Genomic DNA, 6667 nt, shown 5'->3' on the forward strand with positions numbered 1-6667 from the left:
GCCCCGAGGCCCGCAGCTTTTTGTTACCATCGGCCCCATATAGAGCGCCCAGCGCCACCGACCTGTAGGAAGCCGCCCTGATGAGCCCAACGTTCGATGTCGTGGAACTCGCCACGACCTATGCCAACAAATCCGCGCAAGACATCCTCAAACTCGCGTTTGCCGAGTTCGGCGATGATCTGTGGATATCTTTCAGCGGCGCCGAGGATGTGGTGCTGGTGGACATGGCCTGGAAGCTCAACAAGAACGTCAAGGTGTTCAGCCTCGACACCGGCCGTCTGCACCCGGAGACCTACCGCTTCATCGATCAGGTGCGCGAGCATTACAAGATCGACATCGAACTGGTGTCGCCCGACTACACGAAACTCGAACCCTTCGTGAAGGAAAAAGGCCTGTTCAGTTTCTACAAGGACGGCCACGGCGAATGCTGCGGGATCCGCAAGATCGAACCGCTGCGGCGCAAACTGTCCGACGTCAAAGCCTGGGCCACCGGCCAGCGTCGCGACCAGAGCCCGGGTACCCGTAGCGCGGTGGCGGTGATGGAAATCGATACCGCGTTTTCCACGCCGGAGCGCACCCTGTACAAGTTCAACCCTTTGGCGCAGATGACCAGCGAAGAGATCTGGGGCTACATCCGCATGCTCGAGCTGCCGTACAACAGCCTGCATGAACGCGGCTTTATCAGCATCGGCTGCGAACCGTGTACCCGCCCTGTCCTGCCGAACCAGCACGAGCGCGAAGGCCGCTGGTGGTGGGAAGAGGCGACGCAGAAAGAATGCGGGTTGCATGCCGGGAATATCATCAGTAAAGCCTGATCTCCAATTCCAGTGACGTCCACTGTGGGAGCGAGCCTGCTCGCGAATGCGTAGTGTCAGTCGACATTTTAGTTGACTGATCCAACGCATTCGCGAGCAGGCTCGCTCCCACATTTAGCATCCTGCGCAGCTCTGAAAACGTGTACACACGAATGTCACCATCGGTGCCATTTATGTGTGCACTTTTTTGTATCTGCGCCCTGAAAAGTTACATCCCGCCTGAAAATCCCTTTCTCTCGCCTTCCTTCTACATCCCCTGCGAAAAATAAATACCTGTTCGAACGGTCAATTTTTAACCATCTAATTTCAAAGACTTAGTACTCATCGATAACTATTCGAAATGAATACGACCGCCTATAGATCCGCAACTGGCACAAATCTGGCTTTAGTGCATACATGTTTTGTATACAAAACTGCAAAACATACCCACACTTTCGATCCGCAAGCCTGAAGCGCCCTATCCCGTACAGGCTGCAGATGCCCCGTAACCAGTGATGTTTTCACTGCCGCGACGAAGATTTGTCGAGCCTGTCGGCTTATGCACAGTCATCGCGGCCCTGAACATCAGGAGCCTGCCGGAATGCGTACAAGTCTCTCCAACAACATCGCGCTGAATCTGCCTGCCTCTGCCGTCGATCAACCGTTACCCCATGACGGCTTGAGCGAACCGCTGCAACTGAGCCCCCGTCTGCACAACAGTGATCTGGCGCCCACCAAGGCCGAAGGTCGGCGCTGGGGCAAATACAGCATCTTTGCCCTGTGGACCAACGATGTGCACAACATCGCCAACTACTCCTTCGCCATTGGCCTCTACGCCCTGGGCCTGGGTGGCTGGCAGATTCTGCTGTCGCTGGGGATCGGCGCGGCGCTGGTGTATTTCTTCATGAACCTGTCCGGTTACATGGGGCAGAAAACCGGGGTGCCGTTTCCGGTGATCAGCCGGATCAGTTTCGGCATTCACGGCGCGCAGATTCCGGCATTGATCCGCGCGGTGATCGCCATCGCCTGGTTCGGCATTCAGACGTATCTGGCGTCGGTGGTCTTCCGCGTGTTACTCACCGCCGTCCATCCCGGGTTCGCCGAATACGATCACAACTCGATCCTCGGATTGTCGACACTGGGCTGGGTGTGTTTCGTGGCGATCTGGTTCGTGCAACTGGCGATCCTCGCCTATGGCATGGAAATGGTCCGTCGCTACGAAGCGTTTGCCGGGCCGGTGATTCTGCTGACCGTCGCCGCCCTCGCCGCGTGGATGTACTTTCAGGCCAACGCGACCATCGCCTGGTCGATCCGCGAACCGCTGACCGGTGGCGAGATGTGGCGCAACATCTTTGCCGGCGGCGCGTTGTGGCTGGCGATCTACGGCACGCTGATCCTCAACTTCTGCGACTTCGCCCGCTCTTCGCCGTGCCGCAAGACCATCAAGGTAGGAAACTTCTGGGGTTTGCCGGTGAATATTCTGGTGTTTGCCGCGATCACCGTGCTGCTCTGTGGCGCGCAATTTCAGATCAATGGCCGGATCATCGAAAGCCCGACCGAGATCATCGCCTCGATCCCCAACACGTTCTTTCTGGTGCTCGGTTGCCTGGCGTTCCTGATCGTCACCGTGGCGGTGAACATCATGGCCAACTTCGTCGCCCCGGCGTTCGTCCTCAGCAACCTGGCGCCGAAGTACCTGACCTTCCGCCGCGCCGGGCTGATCAGCGCAACCATCGCCGTGCTGATCCTGCCGTGGAATCTCTACAACAGTCCGCTGGTGATCGTGTACTTCCTGTCCGGCCTCGGCGCCCTGCTCGGCCCGTTGTACGGGGTGATCATGGTCGACTACTGGTTGATCCGCAAAGGCCGGGTCAACGTTCCGCAGCTCTACAGCGAAGATCCCAACGGCGCTTATTACTACAGCCGCGGGGTCAATTTCCGCGCGGTGGCGGCGTTTATTCCTGCGGCGCTGATCGCCATTGTCCTGGCACTGATGCCGGGGTTCCACAGCGTTTCGCCGTTCTCCTGGCTGATCGGCGCCGGGATTGCCGGAATGCTTTACCTGATCGTCGCCAAACGCCAGCCGCATTACGCCGACATCAGTGGCGAATCGATTGCCGTCGACAACGTCTGCCATTAATTCCCTCGCGGCCCGGATTTCGGGCCGCAGAACTGCCCGCTATAAGGATTTCTCCATGCGTATTCTCGTGGTCAACGTCAACACCACCGAATCCATCACCGATGCCATCGCCCGCTCGGCGCAAGCTGTCGCGTCTCCCGGAACCGAGATTGTCGGCCTGACCCCGTACTTCGGCGCCGATTCGATTGAAGGCAACTTCGAAAGCTATCTGGCGGCCATCGCCGTGATGGATCGGGTGATGTCCTACGACCAGCCGTTCGATGCGGTGATTCAGGCCGGTTATGGCGAACATGGCCGTGAAGGCTTGCAGGAATTGCTCAACGTGCCGGTGGTGGATATCACTGATGCGGCGGCGAGTACGGCGATGTTTCTCGGCCATGCGTATTCGGTGGTGACCACGCTGGATCGCACCGTGCCACTGATCGAGGATCGGCTGAAACTGTCGGGCCTGTGGGATCGTTGCGCGTCAGTACGCGCCAGTGGTCTGGCCGTTCTGGAACTGGAACACGAACCGCAGCGCGCGCTGGAAGCGATCGTGCAGCAGGCTGAATTGGCGGTGACGCAGGACAAGGCCGAGGTGATCTGCCTCGGTTGCGGCGGCATGGCCGGGCTGGATGAACAGATTCGTCGGCGTACCGGCGTGCCAGTGGTGGATGGCGTGACGGCGGCGGTGACGATTGCGGAATCGCTGGTGCGCTTGCGCTTGTCGACGTCGAAAGTGCGGACTTATGCAACGCCACGGCCGAAGAACATTATTGGCTGGCCGGGGCGGTTTGCTCGCTGAGGTCATCATAGGAAACCGAGTCGCCCCATTCGCGAGCAGGCTCGCTCCCACATTTGGAATGCATTTCCCTGTGGGAGCGAGCTTGCTCGCGAAGGCCGCACCTCGGTCTGATGCCTTGCTCAGATGGCACTAAACCGCTGCGCCAGCCCCATCTCGGCAAACTGCTCAATCACAAAATCGACAAACGCCCGCGTCTTCCCCGGCAACAACTTATGCTCGGCGTAATAGATCGAAATGTTGCCGTCATCGACATACCAGTCCGGCAACACCCGCTGCAACGTCCCCGCCTCCAGATACCCCACCGCAAACGGCATGCTCACCAGTGCGATCCCCAAACCTTGCGCCGCTGTCCTGCAAGCGGCTTCGGAATCACTCATGGTCATCCGCGCCTTGAGCATCAATGGCCGACAGTTCTGTGGATTGCGCCCGACCAATTGCCAGGAACGCACGCGCCCGGTTTGCGGCGAGCGGATCAGAATCCCGTCGTGACGATCAAGGTCGTCCGGCTCGATGATCTCGGGATTGGCCTGTAAATAGTCAGCAGACGCCACCAGGATCCGATGCGCCGGGCTCAACTTGCGTGCGATCACCCCTTGCGGCAGTTCGAAGCCGCCGCCGATGGCCGCATCAAAGCCCTGCCCAATCAAATCGACCTGCCGATTATCGAAATGCCAGTCCGGATTGATCGCCGGATAGCGCCGCAGAAACTCACCGAGCAGCGGCACGATGTGCAGGCAGCCAAACGCTGCACCCATGCTGACCTTCAACGTTCCCGCCGGAAGACCTTCGACACTGGACAGATTGGCCACGGCATTTTGAATGGTGGTCAAACTGCCGCTGACCTGATTCAAAAACAGCTGCCCGGCCTCCGTCAGCGTCAGGCTGCGTGTACTACGCTGGAACAGCCGCACGCCGAGCCGCACCTCGAGTTTGGCCACACTTTTGCCGACGGCCGCCGGGGTCAGGCTCAGGCGTCGCGCGGCTTCGGCAAAGCTGCCGACCTCGGCACTGCGCACGAAGCATTCGATGCTGCTGAAGGTTTCCATGATCGCCACTATAAACTTCTGGTTTACACAGACTATAGCAACCATGGTCTACACAGTTGTCGATAGCACGCCGATACTCGCCACCAATACCAAGGCATTCTGCCTTGAACACTCTGGAGATCGAACATGACCACTCAACACCTCAGCGGCAAAGTCGCTTTGATTCAAGGCGGTTCCCGTGGTATCGGCGCTGCCATCGTCAAACGTCTGGCCGCTGAAGGCGCTGCAGTAGCCTTCACTTACGTCAGCTCCACCGCCAAAGCCGAAGAGTTGCAAAACAGCATCACCGGCAACGGCGGCAAAGCCCTGGCGATCAAGGCCGACAGCGCCGACGCCGCCGCCATCCGCGACGCCGTCAACGCCACGGTCGAAGCCTTTGGCCGAGTCGACATTCTGGTGAACAACGCCGGTGTACTGGCCGTCGCACCGCTGGAAGACTTCAAACTCGAAGACTTCGACCAGACCGTGGCGATCAACATTCGCAGCGTGTTCATCGCTTCGCAAGAAGCCGCCAAACACATGGGCGAAGGTGCACGCATCATCAACATCGGCAGCACCAACGCCGACCGCATGCCCTTCGCCGGCGGCGGTGTGTATGCGATGAGCAAGTCGGCGCTGGTCGGTCTGACCAAAGGCCTGGCCCGCGACCTCGGCCCACGTGGCATCACCGTCAACAACGTGCAACCCGGTCCGGTCGACACCGACATGAACCCGGCGCACGGTGACTTCGCCGAAAGCCTGATCCCGTTGATGGCGGTCGGTCGTTACGGCAAAGCCGAAGAAATCGCCAGTTTCGTAGCCTATCTGGCAGGCCCGGAAGCCGGTTACATCACCGGTGCAAGCCTGACCATCGACGGTGGTTTCGGCGCCTGATTTCCCAAGTGGCCTGAACGAAAAACGCCGCCGCTCTGTTACAGAGGGGCGGCGTTTTTTTGTGTCAGATGTTCAAGCCCATTCCAGCGCCGGCAAACCACAGGCACTCGGTGTGAAGGCTTTCAGCGTGCGCAGAATGCCGTCAGCGTGTGCGTACTTTTCATCGGCCATGGCGGCGTCGGGAATGGCGATGGCGGTCATGCCTGCGGCTTTCGCGGCGGTCACGCCAAACGGCGAATCCTCGAACACCAGACAATCTTCAGGCGCGACGCCCAGACGCCGGGCGGCGGTGAGGAAGATATCCGGTGCCGGTTTCGCCGCGCCGACTTCCGGATCGTCCGCCGTGACGATGAAATCGAACAGCGCGAACCAGTCGCGGTGCAGCGTGGTTTTCTGCCCAAACGATTGGCGCGATGAACTGGTGCCCACGGCGATGGGAATGTTGTGCGCCTTGAGGTGGCGGATCAATTCTTCGGCGCCTGGCATCGCTTGCGCGGTGGGGAAACGTTCACGCATCAGCGGCTCGCGGATGACCAGAAACTCTTCGGCGGTGATCGGCAGATCGAGTGCCTGCACCACGTAATTCGCCAGATCGTTGGCCCCGCGACCAATGATGTTCTGCTTGATGCTCCAGTCGAAGGTGCGCCCGTAACGCTGGGCAATCAGCGAGGTGACTTCGGTGTAAATGCCCTCGGTGTCCAGCAGCAAACCGTCCATATCGAAAATCACGGCCTTGATCGGGCCGAACGCCTTCAGCGGTGCATTCATCATCGGATCCGTTAACAAAGACATCCCGGCGGCATGGTTGGCGCCGCTACGCGGATCTGATTAAAGGGTTCAGCAGCATAACGAGCGCGACGGACATTGAGCAACGGGCAATGTCCGTTAAGCGATGAACTACTCGCGGCGATTTAGCGAAACGTCCTACGGGCATTACCTACTCGCCCGACTTCTTTCCTGTTTGATCCCCCGCAAAGTCCGCGCACCTCTTTTATGTGCGCGAGTGCCAGCCAATGTTTCAACCCGATCG

Annotated in this window: 6 protein-coding genes; 4 read left to right on the forward strand and 2 right to left on the reverse strand. The window is 59.3% G+C overall.

Features of this window, described 5'->3' with window-relative positions; translation table 11 throughout:
• Positions 1-80: 80 nt before the first annotated feature.
• From A8O26_RS04420 to A8O26_RS04430, 3 genes are all read left to right on the forward strand, one after another.
• Positions 81-815 carry a phosphoadenylyl-sulfate reductase gene (locus tag A8O26_RS04420; protein ID WP_039769972.1) on the forward strand — a complete coding sequence of 245 codons (735 nt, stop codon included), beginning with the start codon at positions 81-83 and terminating at the stop codon, positions 813-815.
• Between the two features lie 580 nt (positions 816-1395).
• Positions 1396-2934, forward strand: a complete 1539-nt coding sequence (locus tag A8O26_RS04425) for an NCS1 family nucleobase:cation symporter-1 (RefSeq protein WP_064116939.1) — start codon at positions 1396-1398, stop codon at positions 2932-2934.
• A 55-nt stretch (positions 2935-2989) separates the two neighbouring features.
• The gene (locus tag A8O26_RS04430; RefSeq protein ID WP_064116940.1) at positions 2990-3718 is read left to right on the forward strand and encodes an aspartate/glutamate racemase family protein; all 729 of its coding nucleotides are present in this window, start codon (positions 2990-2992) and stop codon (positions 3716-3718) included.
• 119 nt (positions 3719-3837) lie between these two features.
• Here the strand turns inward: A8O26_RS04430 and A8O26_RS04435 are convergent, their stop codons facing one another.
• Complete coding sequence (locus A8O26_RS04435) at positions 3838-4764, reverse strand: LysR family transcriptional regulator (RefSeq protein ID WP_064116949.1); 927 nt, start codon at positions 4762-4764, stop codon at positions 3838-3840.
• A gap of 126 nt (positions 4765-4890) precedes the next feature.
• On the opposite strand from A8O26_RS04435, the gene A8O26_RS04440 reads away from it, so the two are divergent.
• The gene (locus tag A8O26_RS04440; protein WP_064116941.1) at positions 4891-5637 is read left to right on the forward strand and encodes a 3-oxoacyl-ACP reductase family protein; all 747 of its coding nucleotides are present in this window, start codon (positions 4891-4893) and stop codon (positions 5635-5637) included.
• 72 nt (positions 5638-5709) lie between these two features.
• On the opposite strand, the gene A8O26_RS04445 is transcribed toward A8O26_RS04440, so the two are convergent.
• A complete protein-coding gene (locus tag A8O26_RS04445) occupies positions 5710-6405 on the reverse strand; it encodes an HAD-IA family hydrolase (protein WP_064116942.1) in 696 nt (231 codons plus the stop codon).
• Positions 6406-6667 lie beyond the last annotated feature (262 nt).

The sequence above is a fragment of the Pseudomonas fluorescens genome (assembly GCF_001648775.1).
Lineage (GTDB): Bacteria > Pseudomonadota > Gammaproteobacteria > Pseudomonadales > Pseudomonadaceae > Aquipseudomonas > Aquipseudomonas fluorescens_M.